At 40.5% G+C, this 20,724-nt stretch carries 17 protein-coding genes; 14 read left to right on the top strand and 3 right to left on the bottom strand.

The window, feature by feature from the left end:
• The first annotated feature begins 5 nt into the window (after nucleotides 1-5).
• The 7 genes from dnaN to MTN97_RS14375 all read left to right on the top strand — a co-directional run bounded on the left by dnaN (nucleotide 6) and on the right by MTN97_RS14375 (nucleotide 9,204).
• Nucleotides 6-1,109 carry a DNA polymerase III subunit beta gene (dnaN, locus tag MTN97_RS14405; protein ID WP_036980725.1) on the top strand — a complete coding sequence of 368 codons (1,104 nt, stop codon included), beginning with the start codon at nucleotides 6-8 and terminating at the stop codon, nucleotides 1,107-1,109.
• A gap of 15 nt (nucleotides 1,110-1,124) precedes the next feature.
• Complete coding sequence (recF, locus tag MTN97_RS14400) at nucleotides 1,125-2,219, top strand: DNA replication/repair protein RecF (RefSeq protein ID WP_069438507.1); 1,095 nt, start codon at nucleotides 1,125-1,127, stop codon at nucleotides 2,217-2,219.
• A 12-nt stretch (nucleotides 2,220-2,231) separates the two neighbouring features.
• Nucleotides 2,232-4,658: a DNA topoisomerase (ATP-hydrolyzing) subunit B gene (gene gyrB / locus MTN97_RS14395; protein WP_036980730.1), complete on the top strand. Its 2,427-nt coding sequence runs from the start codon at nucleotides 2,232-2,234 to the stop codon at nucleotides 4,656-4,658.
• A gap of 140 nt (nucleotides 4,659-4,798) precedes the next feature.
• Nucleotides 4,799-5,701 (top strand): glycine--tRNA ligase subunit alpha, encoded by a 903-nt coding sequence (glyQ, locus tag MTN97_RS14390; RefSeq protein WP_013463645.1) that lies wholly within the window; start codon nucleotides 4,799-4,801, stop codon nucleotides 5,699-5,701.
• A gap of 2 nt (nucleotides 5,702-5,703) precedes the next feature.
• Nucleotides 5,704-7,773: a glycine--tRNA ligase subunit beta gene (gene glyS, locus MTN97_RS14385; protein ID WP_248474691.1), complete on the top strand. Its 2,070-nt coding sequence runs from the start codon at nucleotides 5,704-5,706 to the stop codon at nucleotides 7,771-7,773.
• A gap of 73 nt (nucleotides 7,774-7,846) precedes the next feature.
• The gene (locus MTN97_RS14380; RefSeq protein ID WP_248474704.1) at nucleotides 7,847-8,296 is read left to right on the top strand and encodes a hypothetical protein; all 450 of its coding nucleotides are present in this window, start codon (nucleotides 7,847-7,849) and stop codon (nucleotides 8,294-8,296) included.
• Between the two features lie 68 nt (nucleotides 8,297-8,364).
• Nucleotides 8,365-9,204 (top strand): DUF5677 domain-containing protein, encoded by an 840-nt coding sequence (locus MTN97_RS14375; RefSeq protein WP_248474690.1) that lies wholly within the window; start codon nucleotides 8,365-8,367, stop codon nucleotides 9,202-9,204.
• Nucleotides 9,205-9,215: 11 nt separating this feature from the next.
• Here the strand turns inward: MTN97_RS14375 and tusA are convergent, their stop codons facing one another.
• From tusA to fadB, 3 genes are all read right to left on the bottom strand, one after another.
• Nucleotides 9,216-9,461: a sulfurtransferase TusA gene (gene tusA, locus MTN97_RS14370; protein ID WP_248474689.1), complete on the bottom strand. Its 246-nt coding sequence runs from the start codon at nucleotides 9,459-9,461 to the stop codon at nucleotides 9,216-9,218.
• A 249-nt stretch (nucleotides 9,462-9,710) separates the two neighbouring features.
• Nucleotides 9,711-10,880, bottom strand: a complete 1,170-nt coding sequence (gene fadA / locus MTN97_RS14365) for an acetyl-CoA C-acyltransferase FadA (protein ID WP_010392722.1) — start codon at nucleotides 10,878-10,880, stop codon at nucleotides 9,711-9,713.
• 4 nt (nucleotides 10,881-10,884) lie between these two features.
• Nucleotides 10,885-13,044, bottom strand: a complete 2,160-nt coding sequence (fadB, locus tag MTN97_RS14360; protein ID WP_248474688.1) for a fatty acid oxidation complex subunit alpha FadB — start codon at nucleotides 13,042-13,044, stop codon at nucleotides 10,885-10,887.
• 310 nt (nucleotides 13,045-13,354) lie between these two features.
• Between fadB and MTN97_RS14355 the strand changes: the two genes are divergently transcribed.
• The 7 genes from MTN97_RS14355 to MTN97_RS14325 all read left to right on the top strand — a co-directional run bounded on the left by MTN97_RS14355 (nucleotide 13,355) and on the right by MTN97_RS14325 (nucleotide 20,636).
• Entirely contained in the window at nucleotides 13,355-15,241 is a 1,887-nt protein-coding gene (locus MTN97_RS14355) for a lytic transglycosylase domain-containing protein (RefSeq protein WP_248474687.1), read from the top strand.
• 117 nt (nucleotides 15,242-15,358) lie between these two features.
• A complete protein-coding gene (gene pepQ / locus MTN97_RS14350) occupies nucleotides 15,359-16,681 on the top strand; it encodes a Xaa-Pro dipeptidase (protein ID WP_248474686.1) in 1,323 nt (440 codons plus the stop codon).
• A 98-nt stretch (nucleotides 16,682-16,779) separates the two neighbouring features.
• On the top strand, nucleotides 16,780-17,394 hold the full coding sequence (locus MTN97_RS14345) for a YigZ family protein (RefSeq protein ID WP_013463655.1): 615 nt from the start codon (nucleotides 16,780-16,782) through the stop codon (nucleotides 17,392-17,394).
• 94 nt (nucleotides 17,395-17,488) lie between these two features.
• Nucleotides 17,489-18,940 carry a TrkH family potassium uptake protein gene (locus tag MTN97_RS14340; protein ID WP_248474685.1) on the top strand — a complete coding sequence of 484 codons (1,452 nt, stop codon included), beginning with the start codon at nucleotides 17,489-17,491 and terminating at the stop codon, nucleotides 18,938-18,940.
• A 24-nt stretch (nucleotides 18,941-18,964) separates the two neighbouring features.
• A complete protein-coding gene (locus tag MTN97_RS14335) occupies nucleotides 18,965-19,627 on the top strand; it encodes a flagellar brake protein (RefSeq protein ID WP_248474684.1) in 663 nt (220 codons plus the stop codon).
• A gap of 513 nt (nucleotides 19,628-20,140) precedes the next feature.
• A complete protein-coding gene (locus MTN97_RS14330) occupies nucleotides 20,141-20,353 on the top strand; it encodes an EF-hand domain-containing protein (protein ID WP_248474683.1) in 213 nt (70 codons plus the stop codon).
• Nucleotides 20,354-20,423: 70 nt separating this feature from the next.
• On the top strand, nucleotides 20,424-20,636 hold the full coding sequence (locus tag MTN97_RS14325; protein ID WP_013463659.1) for an EF-hand domain-containing protein: 213 nt from the start codon (nucleotides 20,424-20,426) through the stop codon (nucleotides 20,634-20,636).
• The last annotated feature ends 88 nt before the right edge of the window (nucleotides 20,637-20,724 follow it).

Genomic DNA, 20,724 nt, shown 5'->3' with positions numbered 1-20,724 from the left:
TTATTATGCAAATAACAATATCAAGAGAACAATTTTTAAAACCATTGGTGCAAGTATCGGGTGCCATAGAGCGTAAGCATACGTTACCTATTTTATCTAACGTATTACTCGTGGTAGAGAATGGCCAGCTTTCAATGACAGGGACCGACCTTGAAATTGAATTAGTGGCGAGTGTATTTGTAGGGGATGATGTTGCCGATACTAAACTCACATTACCAGCTAAAAAGTTACTCGATATTTGTAAAAGTTTACCGGATGGGTCTGATCTTACTTTAAGCTTGCAAGACCATCAGCTACTTTTAACCAGTGGTAAAAGTCGTTTTTCACTGACCACTTTAGCTGCTGAAGATTTTCCTAATTTAGAGCAGTGGGATGGTGAAGTTGAATTTCAACTAACGCGTTTAGAGTTACGTAAATTACTTGAAAGCACGCACTTTTCAATGGCAAACCAAGATGTGCGTTATTATTTAAACGGCATGTCGTTTGAAGTTGATAACAGCGATATAAAGACAGTTGCCACTGATGGGCACCGTTTAGCGATTGCACAAAAGCAACTAGGTCAGTCATTAAATACACAGCGCCAATTAATTATACCGCGCAAAGGCGTGCAAGAAATTATGCGCTTAATGGTGGCCGACCAAGAGTTAGTCACTATTCAGTTTGGTGCTAACCACATTCGTATTATTGATATTGAATTTACCTTTACAAGTAAATTAGTTGATGGTCGATTCCCTGACTACCGTCGTGTTTTACCTCGAGGTGGCGATAAAGTAATTACTGCGAATCGTGAATGGCTTCGTAATGCGTTTCAGCGTGTGTCTATTTTATCGAACGAAAAGTTTCGTGGTGTGCGTTTAAATTTATCAAACGGTTTATTAAAAATTACAGCCAACAACCCAGAGCAAGAGCAAGCTGAAGAAGTGGTTGAAATAATGTACGAGGGTGATGACCTAGAAATAGGCTTTAATGTGTCTTACGTATTAGATGTACTAAATACATTAAAAACCGAAGATGTATTATTTACGCTTGCCGATTCAAATAGCAGTGCACTTATAGAAGGTGCTGGCGATGAAGAAGCTATGTACGTTGTTATGCCAATGCGTTTATAAGATCATATATACATAATGAGCTTAAGTCATTTGAGCCTCAAATATTTTCGTAATATTGAGGCACTGACGCTAGAACCAGTTAATGGCGTTAATATAATATATGGTGAAAACGGCAGCGGAAAAACCAGCCTTTTAGAGGCTATTTATTACCTTTCTCACGGCAAATCTTTTCGAACCTCTAAACATAAAAGCATCATAGCTCATCATCAAGATCAGTTTGTTATTCATGGCCGCAAAGCGTTATACGATTTATCTATCCCTATTGGTATTAGTAAAACCCAAGCGGGTGAAACCAATTTAAAAATACAAGGTAAGGCGAGTCGAAAAGTATCTGAACTTGCCCAGTTAATGCCGGTACAAATAATAACACCAGAAAGCTACTCACTATTTTTTGGCGGTCCTAAGGAGCGCAGAAAGTTTTTAGACTTAGGTTTGTTCCACGTGGAACATGAGTTTTTTTTCTTATGGCAATCGTTTAATAAAGTGCTTAAACAACGCAACGCCTTATTAAAATCTAAGCCTAAGAATTATTTTGACCAAATCAAGTTTTGGGACAAAGAATTTGTTAGACTGGCAGAACAAATAAATAAATTAAGAATCGCTTATATAACTAGGTTTAAGCAGCAATTTTTTGATAAAATGTGTGCAGAATTAACGCTAATACGCGATTTAGAAATTAGCTTCAATGCGGGCTGGAAAGAGAGTGAATCTCTTTGTGATGCGTTAGAGCAATGTTTTGAGCGAGATGCTCGCCAAGGCTTTACAAGTAAAGGCCCTCATAAGGCTGATTTTAGTTTTAGTGTCGCTGGCAGCAGTGTTGAGAATGTATTCTCACGCGGGCAATTAAAGTTATTGTTGTATGCGTTAAAAGTAACGCAAAATAGTTTAATTGAGTCAGAGACAGATAAGCAATCTATATTGCTAATAGATGATCTACCTTCAGAACTAAGCGAAGATACAAAAGAGAAAGTGGGCCAGTTATTGACTCACTGTAGTTCTCAAATATTTATTTCTTCAATTTTATCTGAAAGTATTTCTGCTGTGGTGGAACCCATGCAACGAGAACTAAAAATGTTCCACGTGAAACATGGCAACCTAATAACAAGATAAGTGGGATTAACCATGTCTGAGAATTATGATTCGTCGAGTATTAAAGTACTTAAAGGATTAGATGCAGTAAGAAAGCGTCCTGGTATGTATATAGGGGACACCGATGATGGTACGGGCTTACACCACATGGTGTTTGAGGTCGTTGATAACTCTATCGATGAGGCCTTGGCGGGTCACTGCGATGATATTTATGTCACTATTCACTTAGACGGTTCGGTATCTGTAAGAGATAACGGCCGTGGTATTCCTACTTCTATACATGAAGAAGAAGGTGTATCTGCAGCTGAAGTAATTATGACGGTGCTACACGCCGGTGGTAAGTTTGATGATAACTCTTATAAAGTATCAGGTGGCTTACACGGTGTTGGTGTATCGGTAGTAAATGCATTATCAGAAAAGTTAAAACTAACCATTCGTCGTGAAGGTAAACTTCATGAGCAGTTTTACACTATGGGTGTACCTGATGCACCTCTAGCTGTAATAGGTGATTCTGAAACAAATGGTACTGAAATTCGTTTTTGGCCAAGTGGCGAAACGTTCACTAACCTTGATTTTCATTATGATATTTTGGCAAAGCGTTTACGCGAGTTGTCGTTTTTGAATTCAGGTGTAAGTATCATATTAAGCGATGAGCGCGAGGAAAATAAAAGCGACCACTTTAAGTACGAAGGCGGTATCAGAGCATTCGTTGAATACCTAAACCGCAATAAAACACCAGTGCATAAAGGGGTATTCCATTTTACTCACGAACGTGAAGAAGATGGTATTAGTGTAGAAGTATCAATGCAGTGGAATGATGCATTCCAAGAAAACATTTACTGTTTCACAAATAATATTCCTCAACGTGATGGTGGTACTCACTTAGCTGGTTTTAGATCGGCGCTAACGCGTACGCTTAATAACTACATGGAAAAAGAAGGCTTTAACAAAAAAGCTAAAACAACCAGTAATGCAACGGGCGATGATGCGCGTGAAGGCTTAACTGCAGTTGTGAGTGTTAAAGTACCTGATCCAAAGTTCTCATCGCAAACAAAAGACAAGCTAGTTTCTAGCGAAGTTAAGTCGGCAGTTGAGCAAGCAATGGCTGAAAAATTCACTGAGTTTTTATTGGAAAACCCATTGGATGCAAAAATTGTTGTTGGCAAAATTATTGATGCAGCACGCGCCCGTGAAGCAGCGCGTAAAGCACGAGAAATGACACGTCGTAAAGGCGCTATGGACTTAGCTGGTTTACCAGGTAAATTAGCTGATTGCCAAGAAAAAGATCCAGCTCAATCTGAACTATACATAGTGGAGGGTGACTCAGCTGGCGGTTCAGCCAAGCAGGGTCGTAACCGTAAGAATCAAGCGATTCTTCCGCTTAAAGGTAAAATCTTAAACGTAGAAAAAGCACGTTTTGATAAAATGCTATCTTCGCAAGAAGTGGCAACGCTAATTACTGCACTAGGTTGTGGTATTGGCCGTGACGAATATAACCCTGAAAAACTACGTTACCACCGTATCATAATCATGACCGATGCCGACGTGGATGGTTCTCACATTCGTACCTTGCTACTAACATTCTTTTACCGTCAAATGCCGGAAATTGTTGAACGTGGTTACATTTATATTGCTCAGCCTCCACTTTATAAAGTGAAAAAAGGCAAGCAAGAGCGCTATATTAAAGATGATCCAGCATTAGTTGATTACCTTACATCGTTAGCGCTAAGCAATGCAGCATTGTATACCAGTGATAGCGCAGAGGCGGTTGATGGTGAAGCATTAGAATCGATTGTTCACGATTATCAAAACACGGTTAAAGTTATCGAGCGCTTAAAGCGTAAGTATCCGAATACAGTTATGAACCGTTTGATTTACCAAAGTGAACTGAAAAAAGAAGACCTTTCAGACGAAGCTAAGGTAATTGCTTGGACTAAAGAGCTGGTTGATGACTTAATTGAACGTGATGAAGATGCAACTATTTTCCATGCCGGAACTGAGCACGATACAGAGCGCAACCTGTATTATCCAGTTGTGAATATTCGTCAGCATGGTGTGGATAAAGCGCACGTTCTTCATTATGACTTTATTACATCAAGAGACTACCAACGCATTGCTCTAACAGGTAAAAATATTGCTAATATCATCACAGAAGGTGCATATATCCAACGTGGTGAAAAAACAAAACCTGTTGATAACTTTGTGGATGCATTGGAATGGTTGATCGCAGAGTCTAAGCGTGGGATCTACATTCAACGCTATAAAGGACTAGGTGAAATGAACCCAGATCAACTTTGGGAAACCACCATGGATCCAAGCGCACGCCGTATGTTGCAAGTGACGATTGAAGATGCTGTTGCAGCGGATCAATTGTTTGCTACGTTAATGGGCGATCAAGTAGAGCCGCGTCGAGAGTTTATTGAAACGAACGCACTGCGTGTGGTTAACTTAGACGTATAAAACATTATCGTAATCACAAAAAAGGAGCCTTAGGCTCCTTTTTTATTTTTTCAAACGCACAAACTGCTTAAAACCTGAGTGTGCACAAGGTATACTGAGGGTAATTTTCACGCTACTTCTCAGATAGTAAAAAGCCAAATATGCAAAAATATGACGTTAAAACCTTTCAAGGTTTGATCCTGGCTTTACAGGATTATTGGGCACAGCAAGGCTGTGTCATTATTCAACCACTTGACATGGAAGTGGGCGCAGGGACATTTCACCCACAAACATTTTTAAAATCAATTGGCCCAGAGCCAATGTCGAGCGCATACGTTCAACCGTGTCGTCGTCCTACCGATGGTCGTTACGGTGAAAACCCAAACCGCTTACAACATTACTACCAATTCCAAGTTGTGTTAAAGCCATCTCCAGATAATATCCAAGAGCTTTATTTAGGCTCTTTAGCGGCGATGGGTATTGATACCCTCACTCACGAAGTGCGCTTTGTAGAAGATAACTGGGAATCACCAACGCTGGGTGCATGGGGACTGGGCTGGGAAATTTGGTTAAATGGCATGGAGGTAACCCAGTTTACCTACTTCCAGCAGGTGGGCGGCTTAGAATGCTCACCGGTCACAGGTGAAATTACCTACGGCCTAGAGCGTTTAGCAATGTATATTCAAGGCGTAGATAGCATTTACGACTTAGTATGGGCAGACGGTCCATTAGGGCGCGTAACCTACGGTGATGTATTCCATCAAAACGAAGTAGAGCAGTCTACTTATAATTTTGAACATGCAAACGTAGAAGACTTATTTGCACAGTTCGATAAATGTGAAGCTGAGAGCCAAAAGCTAATTGAAGCAAACTTACCATTACCTGCCTACGAGCAAGTAATGAAAGCATCGCACGCATTTAACTTATTAGACGCACGCCATGCTATTTCAGTAACCGAGCGTCAACGTTACATTTTACGCGTTCGTGCATTATCAAAAGCGTGTGCACAAAGTTATTACGATGCACGTGAAGCGCTTGGTTTCCCGCTGTGTAAGGATAAGTAAGCATGTCAGCAGAAAATTTATTAGTAGAAATTGGCACCGAAGAGTTGCCACCAAAATCACTTCGAAAATTAGCCGAAGCCTTTGCTGCAAACTTAACAGCAGAATTAGAAAGCCTAGAACTAGGTCACCAAGGTGTGAGCTGGTATGCATCGCCTCGTCGTTTAGGTTTACAAGTAAAAGCACTTGAAGCTAAACAACAAGACAAAGAAGTTGAAAAACGTGGCCCTGCAACTAAAGCAGCATTTGATGCTGAAGGTAAACCAACCAAAGCAGCCATGGGTTGGGCTCGTGGTTGTGGGATTGAAGTAAAAGATGCGCAAACACTAGAAACAGATAAAGGCGCATGGTTATTGCACATTGCTAAAGTTGCAGGGCAAGAAACCAAATTACTAATGGCTGATGCAATTAGTAAAGCGCTTGCTAAATTACCTATTCCTAAACCAATGCGTTGGGGCTCGAATAAAACACAATTTATTCGCCCTGTGCATACAGTAACTATTTTACTGGGTAGTGAGCTAATAGAAGGTGAGATACTGGGTAAGCAAGTGAGCAATCAACTGCAAGGCCATCGTTTTCATCATCCAGAAAAAATTAGCATTAACCATGCTGATGATGTGTTTGACGTACTTAAATCAGCTTACGTGATAGCTGACTACGAACAGCGTAAAGCACAAATTCGTGCGCAAATAGAAGGCGCAGCAAAAGCAGTTAATGCGGTAGTTGCTATGGATGAAGATTTACTTGAAGAAGTTACTTCATTGGTTGAATGGCCAGTAACGCTAACAGCTACATTTGAAGAAGCATTTTTAGATGTGCCAGCCGAAGCGCTTATTTACACCATGAAAGACGATCAAAAATACTTTCCGTTATTAGATCAAAACGGCAAACTTTTAAATAAGTTTTTGTTTGTTTCTAACATCGAAAGTAAAGATCCAAGTGTGGTTATTTCTGGTAACGAAAAAGTAGTGCGCCCGCGTTTAGCTGATGCGCAGTTCTTCTTTGAAACAGATAAAAAGAAAACACTTGAAAGCCGACTTGAGTCGCTAGACAGCGTTTTATTCCAAAAGCAGTTAGGCACACTTAAAGATAAGTCACAGCGTATCAGTGAACTTGCCGGTTACATTGCAGAGCAACTCGGTGCAGATAAAGCACTAGCAGCGCGTGCTGGCTTATTAAGTAAAACCGATTTAATGACCGAAATGGTGATGGAATTTACCGACGTACAAGGTGTAATGGGAATGCATTACGCACGTCATGACGGTGAAGCTGAAGATGTCGCTGTTGCGCAAAACGAGCAGTACATGCCACGCTTTGCCGGCGATAACTTACCATCGAGTTTGATCAGCTGTGCAGTGGCTATTGCAGATAAGTTTGACACGCTGGTGGGTATTTTTGGTATAGGCCAAGCACCAAAAGGTGATAAAGACCCATTTGCACTTCGTCGTGCGGCCATTGGTGCATTACGTATCATGGTAGAAAAGCAGCTACCACTTGATATTTTAGACCTGGTTGCTAAATCACAAACCTTGTTTGGTGAAAAGCTGACTAACCTAAATGTATCAACCGATGTATTCGAATTTATGCTAGGGCGTTTCCGTGCTTGGTATCAAGATGAAGGCATTGAGGTAGATGTAATTCAAGCGGTACTTGCGCGCCGTCCAACGAAGCCTGTTGATTTTGATCGCCGAGTTAAAGCCGTAAGCCATTTCCGTACGTTAGACGCCGCAGAGTCGCTTGCAGCCGCTAATAAGCGTGTAAGTAACATTTTGGCTAAAAACAACATTACAACGCAAGGTAATGTTGATCAGAGCTTATTAAGTGATGATGCAGAAAAAGTATTGGCTGCGCAAGTTGCAAAATTTGCCACTGATTTAGCACCACTGTACAGCGATGGAAACTACCAAGAGGCATTAAGCCAATTAGCAGGCATTCGTGACAGTGTTGATAACTTTTTTGACAATGTCATGGTAATGGCCGACGATGAAGCGGTTAAGCAAAACCGCCTTGCGCTTTTAAGTCAGTTAAGTGGGTTATTTTTAGAAATTGCAGATATTTCTGTATTACAAAAATAACAGCTAACAGCTATTAAAAAAGCCAGCATAATGCTGGCTTTTTAGTATTCACTGTATGCAAAGGATACAAATGATGATCTCTATAAAACGAATTTTAACGTTAGCAATGGCTGGTTTACTTACGGCCTGTACCAGCCAAATTTCGATTAACGACGTGTTGCCGCAGCAAGAATTGGATCGCAGTATTTATTTAAGAGGGGATTTCACATTATGGGATGCAGAACCTCAATACCAATTTAAACAAGTCGGCCCTGCGCTTTATCAAGCCCAAGTTAGGTTTTCGACCCCTGGCAAAGTGTACGAATTTAAAATAGCCGATGCAGATTTTAGTGAAGGTTTTAACTGTGGCTATAGCGATTCGCAGCCATCAGGACAAAGCCTAACACTTGGCCAATCAACACGCGCCGATTGCAGCACTATTTACAACTACTTTAGTTACACACCCGCAATCAAAGGGTCGTACATAGTCAGCATTGATTTTAGTGACTACGATGAGCCGAAAGTGACGATTAATAAGAAATAGCTGTTAGTTAAGAGCTGTCAGCTTTTAGCTGCCCGAGTGAGTGGATAGATTTGTGACAAGGATGTTTTGTGGAAGATAAACAATTTGAATATATAACTAAAAGTGAGTTTCAAAATGTATTAAATGAAGCTGTTCTTTTATATCAAGAAACATATAGTGCTTATTATCAAGATTCAGAAGCAGGAAGGGTACTTTACCTTTCGATCAAGAAATTACTAAATCATTGCAATTGTATATCCATTCTCTTAGACGGTACATCTTTCGAAGCTGTTGAAAATAGTAACCAAGTAGATCATGCATCAGCAAAAGTATTATTAAGAAGTGCACTAGAAATATATATAACTCTCGCATCATTATTTTGGTTTGAAGGAAAAGAGAAGCTGGGGGAGCAAGAGTTTAGGTTTTTAGTTTACAAGTATTCTGGTTTGAAAAGTAGACAAAAACTAGATCATGAGAATATAACTAATTACAGGCTAAGAGAAAAAATTAGCAATGAAAAGAGTGAAATTAAAAAACTAGAGAAAATGATAGAATATAAAGGCTTGGAGTTAGGCAAAGAGCAAGTTCATATAAAAAGTATCATAAAAAAAGGTTGGCAGGCTAAATCTATAATAAGTAGATTAGAAGAAACAACATTGCCAAATCATTTTAAAAAGCAATACTCCTATTTATGTGGCTATTCACATTCTGGTTTTGATTCATACATGCAATTAGCCATAGATGAAAGCAGTGAGTTAAATAAGAAAACTAGTAAAGAAATAATCTACTTCCTAATGTCATTTTTGCTAGGTAAGCTCAACCAAGCTTTGGTGTTTAATTTATCTGAGAACTTAGAAATTAAAACAGATTTAACCGAAACTTATAAACTATTAAAAAGATATTATGCAAGCCATTCTGATGAGCTTTGAATAATGAAAGCTTAGTTTCCAAGCCCTTTCTTCACCACATACCTATACGGTGCTTCATCGGCGTCTGTAGCCACCAGCGTGTGATCCATAAAGGTACAAAAGCTGGGAATATCGCGGGTGGTTGAGGGGTCGTCGGCAATAATAAGCAGTGTTTCACCGTCACTCATTTTACGAATAGCAGCGCGTACCATCATCACAGGCTCTGGGCAACGAAGGCCGATGGCATCTAATTGGTGATCGGGGTTATCAAAGCTCATAAAAATTACCTGTAAAAATAGTCGCGGCTTGGTTAGGTCGGGTAGTTTAGCGCAAATAAAGCTGTTGGTTAACTATTTTACGTATAACAAAACAGCTCAACTTATTAATAGATAATCTGAAATAAGTTTAATGCACCCGATCACATTATTCATTTTAAACCTGCAAAAGCGGGTGGCATAAAAAAGGCGAACTAACTTGCGCTAGTTCGCCTTTTAATCACCAAGATGGTTTTACATGTTAAAAACTAATTAGTCTTGAACACGTTCAAATACAGTAGCTATACCTTGGCCTAAACCAATACACATAGTTGCTAAACCGTATTTTGCGTTTTTGTCTTCCATTAAGTGAATAAGCGAGGTGCTAATACGTGAACCCGAACAACCCAGAGGGTGACCAAGTGCGATAGCGCCGCCGTTTAAATTCACTTTTTCGTCAACCACGTCTGCTAAACCTAAGTCTTTAAGTACAGGCAGTGATTGTGCTGCGAATGCTTCGTTAAGCTCAGCTACGTCGATGTCATCAATGGTAATACCGGCTTGTGCTAATGCTTTTTTACTTGCAGGTACTGGGCCGTAACCCATGATTGATGGATCGCAACCGGCAACAGCCATAGCGCGAATACGTGCACGAATTGGTAAGCCCAATTCTTTTGCTTTCTCTTCGCTCATTACTAACATGGCTGATGCGCCGTCAGAAAGTGCTGAAGATGTGCCCGCAGTAACAGAACCCGTAGCAGGGTTAAATACTGGACGCAGCTGCGATAAACCTTCAACCGTTGTTTCTGGACGAATTACTTCATCATCTTCAACAAGAATAAGTGAACCATCAGCATCGTGACCTTCCATTGCTAAAATTTCGCGGCGGAAACGGCCTTCAACTGTTGCAGCATGTGCACGTTGATGCGAGCGGTAAGCAAACTCATCTTGTTGCTCACGGCTAATACCGTGAATAGTAGCAAGGTACTCAGCAGTTAAACCCATAGAGCCAGATGCTTGTGCAATTGATGTAGCTAAGCCTGGGTGAAAGTCGTTACCGTGAGTCATAGGTACGTGACCCATGTGCTCAACGCCACCAATTAGGTATGTGTCGCCAGCGCCAGTCATAATTGCGCGAGCAGCGTCATGCAATGCTTGCATTGATGAGCCACATAAACGGTTAACTGTGGTTGCTGGCACTGAATGTGGAATGCCTGCAAGTAGAGATGCGTTACGTGCAACGTTAAAGCCTTGCTCTAATGTTTGCTGTACACAGCCCCAATAAATATCGTCAATTGACGCAGGGTCAACTGCTGGATTACGTTCTAATAAGCCTTTCATTAAATGAGCGCTTAAGTCTTCCGCACGTTTGTTTTTAAATACGCCGCCTTTTGAGCGACCCATTGGTGTGCGGATACAATCTACAATTACTGGATTATTCATGATATTAACCTTCCACCTTATAGAAAACACGGCCTTCTTCAGCCCACTTGCGAGTTTGCTCTGATACTTGGTAAATCGCACCTAGGTGAGCGTATTTGTCAGCAGTTGCCACAAAGTTAGCTAAACCTGTTTGATCTAAGTAACGGAACGCGCCGCCTCTAAATGGAGGGAAACCAACACCGTATACAAGTGCCATATCAGCTTCTTGAGGAGAAGCAATAATGCCTTCTTGTAAACATAGTAGTACTTCGTTGAGCATTGGGATCATACAACGGTCAATGATTTCTTGTTTATCAAATTCTTTTGGTGCGTCTGTAATTGGTGCAAGTAGTTCAATCGCTGTTTGGTCATGTGACTTTTTAAGACGACCGCGACGATCTGTTTCGTACTTATAGAAACCTGCTTTGTTCTTTTGACCAAAACGTTTTTCGTTAGCAAAAACAGTCACTGGGTCTTTATCTGCACGTGCCATACGCTCAGGGAAACCGTCTGCCATTACGCCAGTACAATGATAAGCCGTATCAATACCTACAACATCAAGTAGGTAAGCCGGGCCCATTGGCCAGCCAAATACGTTTTCCATTACTTTATCTACTTTTGCAAAGTTAGCGCCTTCAACCACTAATTTGCTAAAGCCAGCAAAGTAAGGGAATAAAACACGGTTTACAAAAAAGCCTGGGCAATCGTTAACAACAATCGGTGATTTACCTAGTTTAAGTGCGTAATCAACCACGGCATTAATCGTTTTATCTGAGGTTTTTGCACCACGGATAATTTCAACTAATGGCATTTTTGGTACTGGGTTGAAAAAGTGCATACCACAGAAGTTTTCTGGCTTTTCAAGCGCTTCTGCAAGTAGGTCGATACAAATAGTCGATGTGTTTGACGTAAGTACCGTGCCTTCCGGCATATTCTTTTCAAGATCAGCAAGTACAGCTTGCTTCACTTTAGGGTTTTCTACTACGGCTTCAACAATGATGTTGGCGTTTTGTAGGTCTGCATCGTTAAGCGTTGGTTTGATTTTGCTAAGCGTTGCTAGCATTTTTTCCATCGGCATGTGGCCGCGCTTCACTTTTGCACCTAATAGTTTAGATGCTTCACCCATACCTAAATCTAGCGCATCCTGTTGGATGTCTTTCATTATGATTGGTGTGCCTTTATAAGCAGACTGGTATGCAATACCGCCACCCATAATACCTGCGCCTAATACTGCCGCTTGTTTAATTTCTACATCGCTGTGTTTAGCAAATTTACGTGCTTTACCTTTAATGTATTGATCCGCTAAAAAGATACCCGTTTGAGCAGCAGCTTCACTAGTACGTGCTAGTTTTGCAAAGTTGGCATTTTCAATTGCCATTGCTTCGGCGCGTGAGCTGTTTGCTGCTGCTTTAATAGTGCGAACGGCCATAACTGGAGCAGGATAGTGGCCTTTGGTTTTACCCATTACCATACCTTCTGCCATTGCAAAGCTCATGCCTTGCTCAACACGGTTTAATTTAAGCGGTTGTAATTTTACAGCGCGTTTTGCTTGCCAATCTAGCTTGCCAGCAATCGCTAATTCTAGTGTTGCTAAACTTGACTCTTGTAGTTTGTTGGCACTAACTACCGCGTCAAATGCACCTACTTTTAGGGCGTCAGCAGCGCGGTTTTCGTTACCTGTGGTGATCCACATCATCGCGTTATCGGCACCAATAATGCGCGGAAGGCGCACTGTACCACCAAAACCAGGCATTATGCCTAATTTAACTTCTGGTAAGCCCATTTTTGCTGAGTCACTTGCAACACGATAATCGGTAGCGAGTGCCCACTCACAGCCGCCGCCAAGCGCCAAGCCGTTTATAACACTGAGTGTTGGGAATGGTAAGTCTTCAATTGCATCAAAAACGTCAGTTGCATCTTTGATCCACGTTACTAATTCTGCTTCAGGCTTAGTAAAAGTAGGTAAAAATTCGAAGATATCGGCACCAATAATAAAGTGGTCTTTATCACTGGTAAAAATCATGCCTTTAATATCAGTGTTAGCGGCTAATTCTTTTAATGCTGCCGCGCAATCTGAAAGAGTTTGTTGAGATAATGTGTTTACAGAACCTGTAGCACAAAACTTAAACTCGGCGATGTTTTCCTTCACGAAGCTAACTTCAAAGGAATCGCTTTTATATAACATTATTATTCTCCCTAGTTGATGAACTAAGACTGGTACGATGAGTTTATATTCAGACCAGTGTGCTTGCTTTAATTTAAAAATGCAACGAAAAATTTATCTTGGTTACAAACGTCTGGTTAAAATATAGCTGGTTTGGTGCTAAGGTGGGTTTGAAAGTTTTCTTTATTCATTTTATTGCGCTGTCTTGGTGTTTATAGCTTGGGTTTTATCAAAGTAAATAAAATAGAGTTACAGTGCCTGCGCTGTTTTTTTATTTACCCATAGCCACACTCTTGTCAGCCTTGAAGGTAACTATGCCCTAAAGGACATTATGAAAAAATATTTATTAAGCGTAGCGGCAGCGACTCTATTTTTATCTTTTCCCTCTGCCAACGCAAATACCGAACTTGATGCATTTTTAGATGCAGAAAAACAAGCCCGCTATGGTGATTACAATAGCTTTAAAGAAGCGGTAGACTCATTGTCTCACCCACTTAAGCCCTATGTAGAAAAAGCCTATTGGCAGCGCTACCCCAGTTTAAAACACCAAACAGAAATAGAAAACTTCCTCACTATTTATGAACACACGCCATTAGAGTGGCCAGTGCGCAAAGCATGGTTAAATTATTTAAAGCGCAGAAATAAAAAAGCAGCATTTATTAAAAACTACCGTGAAACCTCTGACACTGAGCTTAGTTGTACCCACCTTAGTTATCAGCTTGATCTTGGTGCGCCTAAAAAAGCAATACTCTCGCAGGTAACCGATATTTGGACGGTTGGCGAGTCACAGCCCAGTGAATGTGACGGGCTTTTTAAGCGCTGGCGACAAAATGGTTATTTAACCCCTGATGTTGTGTGGCAGCGTGTTACTTTAGCGGCACAAGGGGGCTCTTATCGTTTATTGCCTTATTTAAAAACCTTATTGCCAGCCAAGGAGCGTTATTTAGCTGATTTATATTCCAAGGTAAGGCGCGATCCTAGTGCTGCTGCAGGCCTTTACCGCTATAAACGTAAAACAGCCAAAGAAGGGGAAATAGCGCTTTATGGTATTAAGCGTTTAATTTGGCGTGATAAAGAGTTGGCATTAAAGGCGTGGCAAAAAATTGAGGGGTTATTTGATTACACTGATGATGAAAAGTCGGATGTATATTATACCTTTGCGCTGTCGTTAGCGTCGAGCGGCCATAGCCAGGCGAGCTTTTATTTAAATAAAGTCCCTAAAGCGCGTCAAGATCGTAAATTAATGCAATGGCAACTAGCCAATATGCTTAAAACTCAAGATTGGGAAGGCATTGCGGCATTTTTTACCGGTAAAGAAAATCTTAGTTTAGGGCAACAGTATTGGCTTGCTTATAGTTATGACAAACGCGCAGATCATGAAAAAGCTAAGGCAATTTGGAGCAAGGTAGCCGCTAACCGTGATTATTACGGTTTTTTAGCCGCTGCTCGCTTAGGGTTACCGGTTGATTTAAATGAGCTACCAGTCAATGTAAATCAAGCCTTAGTGACAAAAGTCAGTAATGCACCAGGCTTTAAGCGTGCTAAGGCACTATATGAACTTGAGCGCTTTACTGCGGCTCGACGAGAGTGGAATTATTTAACTGATACCTCAGCTGATGATGAAAAATTAGCTGCGTCGGTACTTGCAGCCGAGCTAGATTGGTTTGATAGTACTATATTCACCCTAGCAAAAATAAAAGCATGGGATTATGTGGATTTGCGTTTCCCTTTTGCATTTCAAGAAATGTTTGAGCGTTACAGCAAGCGAAGCAAAATTGACCTAACTTGGAGTATTGCTATTGCACGTCGCGAAAGCTCATTTGCACCTGATGCGCGCTCCCATGCAAATGCACGCGGGTTAATGCAGCTATTACCGAGTACGGCAAAGTATATTAATAAAGGCACGGTTTCTAATCGTCGTTTGTATCAACCAAAAACCAACATTCGTCTCGGGACTCGTTATTTACAGTATTTAAAAAAGAAAAACCACGGCAATGAGGTGTTAGCTACAGCATCTTATAACGCTGGGTATCATCGTATTAAGCGTTGGTTACCAGAAGAAGCAATGCCGGCTGAGCTATGGGTTGAACTTATTCCTTACAGAGAAACCCGAGATTATGTAAAAAATGTATTTGCTTATCGGCAGGTTTATCATACTCGCCTTGGTCGGGAGGGAAACCTTCTAGCCCCCATATTAGAAATGACGATGGGCGGATAGTAAAAATAAATCTACAACCACAGAGGGATATTTACACAGTAAGTATCCCTCTTTTTTGAGCGCTTTGTGTATAAGTGGTAGACTCAAAGCAAGTTAAATTTAACAGATGGGTTTATTATGGAAAAATTAGCCGTTTTATACGCCGAACATATTGCAACATTGCAGCAGCGTACACGTACTATTTGTGAGCAAGAAGGGTTAGAAGGATTAGTCATTCATTCAGGCCAAGCTAAGCGCCAATTTTTAGATGATATGTATTACCCGTTTAAAGTTAACCCTCATTTTAAAGCGTGGCTACCGGTTATTGATAATCCACATTGCTGGATTGTGGTAAATGGTAGCGATAAGCCAAAACTTATTTTTTATCGCCCAATTGATTTTTGGCATAAAGTACCTGATGAGCCAAGAGATTTTTGGGCAGAATACTTCGATATTGAATTGTTATTACAACCTGATCAGGTTGAAAAGCTACTACCTTACGATAAAGCTAAATTTGCCTACATTGGTGAGTATCTCGAAGTAGCACAAGCACTTGGTTTTAGCATTATGAACCCTGAGCCAGTACTTAACTATATTCATTACCACCGTGCTTATAAAACGCAATATGAACTTGAGTGTTTACGTAATGCGAACTGTATTGCGGTTGATGGCCATAAAGCAGCGCGTGATGCGTTTTTTAATGGTGGTAGCGAGTTTGATATTCAGCAAGCTTACTTAATGGCAACGCGTCAAAGTGAAAACGAAATGCCATATGGCAACATTGTGGCCCTTAACGAAAACTGCGCTATTTTGCACTACACCCATTTTGAGCCAAAAGCACCACAAACGCATAATTCATTTTTAATTGATGCGGGCGCTAACTTTAATGGTTACGCTGCGGATATTACCCGTACCTACGACTTTAAAAAGCAGGGTGAGTTTGCTGACTTAGTTAACGCTATGACAGCGCATCAAATTGAGTTAGGAAAAAGCTTAAAGCCAGGTTTACTGTATGGCGATCTGCATATTGATTGTCATAACCGTATTGCTCAGCTATTAAGTGATTTTAATATTGTTAAACTACCGGCAGCGGAAATTGTTGAGCGTCAAATTACCTCAACTTTCTTCCCGCATGGCTTAGGGCATCATTTAGGTGCACAGGTTCACGATGTGGGTGGTTTTATGCGTGATGAAACAGGGGCACATCAAGCGCCACCAGAAGGCCATCCATTTTTACGCTGCACTCGCTTAATTGAGAAAAACCAAGTGTTTACTATTGAGCCAGGTTTGTACTTTATTGACTCTTTATTGGGTGATTTAGCACAAACAGACAATAAGCAGTTTATTAACTGGGAAAAGGTCGAAGCGTTTAAACCTTTTGGCGGTATTCGTATCGAGGACAATATTATTGTTCACGAAGATAGCCTAGAAAATATGACGCGTAATTTATTACTCGACTAAATCCTTATTAAAGACGAGTTAGCCAATACGCGCTAAAATAAACGGATACAAAGGGGCTTTTTGGCCCCATTTTTTTAATTAAAGCCTAAGTAAGTGCTATGTCTGAATATAAATACCCAGCCGAAGCTGTATTTCATCAAGAAGAAATTAAAAAAAGTACCTTTATCGTTCACATAGGTCACACGCCCGATCTAAATGCTGCGAAAGCCTTTATTAAAAATATTGAAGAAAAATACAGCGATGCACGCCACAATTGCTGGGCACATGTTGCAGGTAACCCAGGGGGCAGCCATGTTTATGGTTTTTCTGATGACGGGGAGCCCAATGGCACCGCCGGTAAACCCATGCTCAATGTGCTAGTGGGCTCAGGCTTAGGTGAAGTGACCGCTGTGGTAACACGTTACTTTGGAGGTATAAAGCTCGGTACGGGTGGGCTGGTGCGTGCTTATGGTGGTTCACTCAATAATGCCTTAGCAAAACTACAAACCGTGGTGAAAGTGCCGAGTGCTGAGCTGGTGGGCTTTAGTGAATACAGTATGCAAGGGGCGATAGAGCAACATTTAAAAACGAACTTTCAGGTACTTAATATTGAAAAGCAGTTTACTGCAAATATTGAGTGGACTATTACCATTGATAGTCGCCAAGCGCAGCAAGCCATCAAAGATATTTTTGATTTAAGCCACGGCGCAGTTGAGTTAACAATCAAAGAGTAATAGTCTTACATTCATCCCATTTAATGGTTAAACATTAAATTTTCGAGTCATACAGTAGTTATTTTAATTTACTAATAAAAAAGCGATACGCTCAATGCAATTTCGTACCATCATAAAAATTCTTGGCCAATTGGTTGCGCTATTCAGTATTACTATGGTGCCACCAGCGCTAGTGTCTTTAATTTATAAAGATGGTGGAGGGGTGCCGTTTGTTTTAGCCTTTATATTCAGTGTTGTTATTGGCTTAATGGCTTATTACCCAAATAGGCATGAGCATGGCGATTTAAAAGCCCGCGAAGGCTTTTTAATCGTGGTTTTATTTTGGCTGGTACTCGGTGCGTTTGCCTCCTTACCGCTGGTATTTTTACAAGAACCCAATCTCTCTTTAGCCGATGCCGTGTTTGAAGCCTTTTCTGGCTTAACCACTACAGGAGCTACCGTACTGACAGGCATAGAGTATCTGCCTAAATCGGTATTGTTTTATCGCCAACAATTACAGTGGTTTGGTGGTATGGGGATCATTGTATTAGCGGTAGCAATCCTGCCAATGCTTGGCGTAGGTGGTATGCAGTTGTATCGGGCTGAGATTCCAGGCCCCGTTAAAGACTCCAAAATGACCCCGCGAATAGCCGACACTGCTAAACACCTTTGGTATATTTATGTGTCTATTACCCTTGCATGTACTTTGGCGTATTGGAGCGCTGGCATGAATTGGTTTGATGCAATTTGCCATGCTTTTTCTACGGTGGCTATTGGTGGTTTTTCTACTTATGACGCTTCAATGGGGCATTTTGATAGCCCAGTAATTAACTTTATTTGTGTGTTCTTTTTAATTATCGCGGCCATTAACTTTTCACTGCATTATGCTGCTGTAGCGAGTCGTAATATTAGTGTTTACATTCGTGACCCTGAATTCAAAGTGTTTCTATGTATTCAGCTCGCGCTGGTGGTGATTTGTTTCACGGTACTTTCATCTCACGATGTTTATGCCAATGGCGATGAAACCCTCGATCAGGCATTGTTTCAAGCTGTATCTATGAGCAGCACCGCAGGATTTGCCACAGATAACTTTTCTGCTTGGCCTTTGTTTTTACCTATTTTATTAATATTCTCTAGTTTTATTGGTGGCTGTGCTGGTTCGACTGGCGGCGGTATGAAAGTAGTGCGCGTGTTTTTACTTTATCTACAAGGGGTGCGAGAGCTAAACCGCTTAGTGCATCCTCGAGCTATATACTCTATAAAGTTAGGACGAAAGGCGCTACCAGATAAAGTAGTTGAAGCAGTATGGGGTTTTTTCTCGGCTTATGCACTAGTCTTTATTATTATTATGTTAGCGTTAATGGGCACCGGGTTAGACAATATAACGGCATTCTCAGCAACGGCAGCGTGTTTAAATAACCTTGGGCCTGGTTTAGGTGATGTTGCTTCTCATTATGGCGCTATTACCGATACTGCAAAATGGATATTAACCGTGGCAATGGTATTTGGTCGTTTAGAGATATTTACACTATTAGTGCTATTTACCCCAACATTTTGGCGTGGATAACGTTTTAAATATTAGGAAGGAACTATGCAAAAAACCAATTTGGAAAAGTTAAGCCAAATCGTCACAGGTGGCATGGTCGATTTAGAAATACTGACACCAACCAGTAGCCGACGTGTAAAAACAGAGTTTATAGGCTTATTAGAAAAAAAGTTTATTATTTTAAATTACCCCAATGCAAAACGGCTCCCCATGGCAAGTGATTATTTACGCGATGGTGTGATGGTGGTGGTAAGAGCGCTTATAGAGGGCAGTGGTGGGCATGTACTAGCGTTTCGTCAGCAGCTTATGTCTGTAGCATCTCACCCGGCTAAGTTATTGTTTATCGACTATCCTTCACAAGTACAGTTATTTGAGCTGCGCTCGCAAGCGCGTATACCGACGCTGTTTCCTGCCAAGTTAAAATTATCGGATGATCGTCCCTCCTTTGAAGGCGTTATAAAAGATATTTCGTTAACGGGTGTTATGTTTGATATTAAAACAACCCAAGAAATTGACGACATTAAAGATATGCGTTGTATTGTAGTGTTTGATGAAGATACAAAGCACGAAGGGCAAATATGCAGCGTGAAAAAACATGCTAAAGGTATATATTGCGGAATTCGATTATTTGCCAGTGAAGAGCAAATGAAAACCCTGATGGGAGATCACTTCATTGACCCTAGTGCACTTGAAGTTGAAATTGTATAAAGCCTGTTATCTTTCGACGCTGAACATTTTACAATTCTAAAATATCAACAAGCTCTAACATTTTCGCTCTTTTGCAACAAATAGCCATGCGTTGTTGTTATTTTTAAAATCCATTTCAAATTTATTTTATAAATTTATTAAAAACAATTAGTTAAATATTTTTTTTTATTCTAATTTTTTGTTTATAACAAAATTAAACTTAACTCACCTTCCTTTTTGTTTATTTAATCCTCTTTTTTAGCGATTGCTCATCGACTGTGTGGGGCTTTCCTTAAACTCAACTCTTTGATTTTTATTGTTTTAATTTTATTGCCTCATCTACTGTTGCTAAAAAGCAACAAAATAACGAGTTAAATAGCGCCATTTTCAGCTAGTTGCAGGTTAATTTATTGAAAATTATAGTTTTTATATTATTGGCATCGAAGTTGTAATAGTCAGGCTGTATAGAACGAAACGTGATTTAAAGTAAAACACTTAATCGCATAAAACATAAACTTTGAAGGAAGATAGATTATGAAAAGCATTAATAAAACTTTAGCACTTATCGCATTGGCTTCTTCATCAGCTGCTTTTGCAGCAAGCGACTTTGATAAGCTAGACGTTGACGGCAACGGCGCAATCAGTCAAAGCGAAGCATCAGTTGATGCAAAACTAATGGGCATGTTTTCAGAGCTTGATACAGACCAAAACGGTGAGCTATCAAAAGAAGAGTTCTCTAAAGCATAACCCTAAGCTATTAAAGTTTTGGGAGTTAAAAGCTCCCCCATAATTTAAACGATTTTAAGGAATACTCATTATGAAAACATTACACAAAACATTTGCACTTATCGCTCTTGCTTCTTCATCAGCTGCCTTTGCGGCGAGCGACTTTGACACACTAGATACTGACGGTAACGGCGCTATTAGCCAAAGCGAAGCATCGGTTGATGCAAAATTAATGAGCATGTTCTCAGAGCTTGATACTGACCAAAACGGTGAGCTATCAAAAGAAGAATTTTCGAAAGCATAAGACAAGTCTAAGTATATTCTGAGTTGCCAAAGACAACCTAAATAGGCAAGGAAGCCTATGAAAGAGAATAACAAGGACTGTGATAGCC

It is taken from the genome of Pseudoalteromonas sp. 2CM36K, from assembly GCF_023161865.1.
Classification (GTDB): Bacteria; Pseudomonadota; Gammaproteobacteria; order Enterobacterales; family Alteromonadaceae; genus Pseudoalteromonas; species Pseudoalteromonas tetraodonis.
The sequence above is the reverse complement of the archived record's forward strand: the minus strand, read 5'-3'. Positions and strand labels throughout refer to the sequence as shown.

Coding starts and splice junctions, on each gene's coding strand:
- dnaN (WP_036980725.1), top strand. CDS start 6: ATGCAAATAACAATATCAAGAGAACAATTTTTAAAACCATTGGTGCAA.
- recF (WP_069438507.1), top strand. CDS start 1,125: ATGAGCTTAAGTCATTTGAGCCTCAAATATTTTCGTAATATTGAGGCA.
- gyrB (WP_036980730.1), top strand. CDS start 2,232: ATGTCTGAGAATTATGATTCGTCGAGTATTAAAGTACTTAAAGGATTA.
- glyQ (WP_013463645.1), top strand. CDS start 4,799: ATGCAAAAATATGACGTTAAAACCTTTCAAGGTTTGATCCTGGCTTTA.
- glyS (WP_248474691.1), top strand. CDS start 5,704: ATGTCAGCAGAAAATTTATTAGTAGAAATTGGCACCGAAGAGTTGCCA.
- MTN97_RS14380 (WP_248474704.1), top strand. CDS start 7,847: ATGATCTCTATAAAACGAATTTTAACGTTAGCAATGGCTGGTTTACTT.
- tusA (WP_248474689.1), bottom strand. CDS start 9,461: ATGAGCTTTGATAACCCCGATCACCAATTAGATGCCATCGGCCTTCGT.
- fadA (WP_010392722.1), bottom strand. CDS start 10,880: ATGAATAATCCAGTAATTGTAGATTGTATCCGCACACCAATGGGTCGC.
- fadB (WP_248474688.1), bottom strand. CDS start 13,044: ATGTTATATAAAAGCGATTCCTTTGAAGTTAGCTTCGTGAAGGAAAAC.
- MTN97_RS14355 (WP_248474687.1), top strand. CDS start 13,355: ATGAAAAAATATTTATTAAGCGTAGCGGCAGCGACTCTATTTTTATCT.
- pepQ (WP_248474686.1), top strand. CDS start 15,359: ATGGAAAAATTAGCCGTTTTATACGCCGAACATATTGCAACATTGCAG.
- MTN97_RS14345 (WP_013463655.1), top strand. CDS start 16,780: ATGTCTGAATATAAATACCCAGCCGAAGCTGTATTTCATCAAGAAGAA.
- MTN97_RS14340 (WP_248474685.1), top strand. CDS start 17,489: ATGCAATTTCGTACCATCATAAAAATTCTTGGCCAATTGGTTGCGCTA.
- MTN97_RS14335 (WP_248474684.1), top strand. CDS start 18,965: ATGCAAAAAACCAATTTGGAAAAGTTAAGCCAAATCGTCACAGGTGGC.
- MTN97_RS14330 (WP_248474683.1), top strand. CDS start 20,141: ATGAAAAGCATTAATAAAACTTTAGCACTTATCGCATTGGCTTCTTCA.
- MTN97_RS14325 (WP_013463659.1), top strand. CDS start 20,424: ATGAAAACATTACACAAAACATTTGCACTTATCGCTCTTGCTTCTTCA.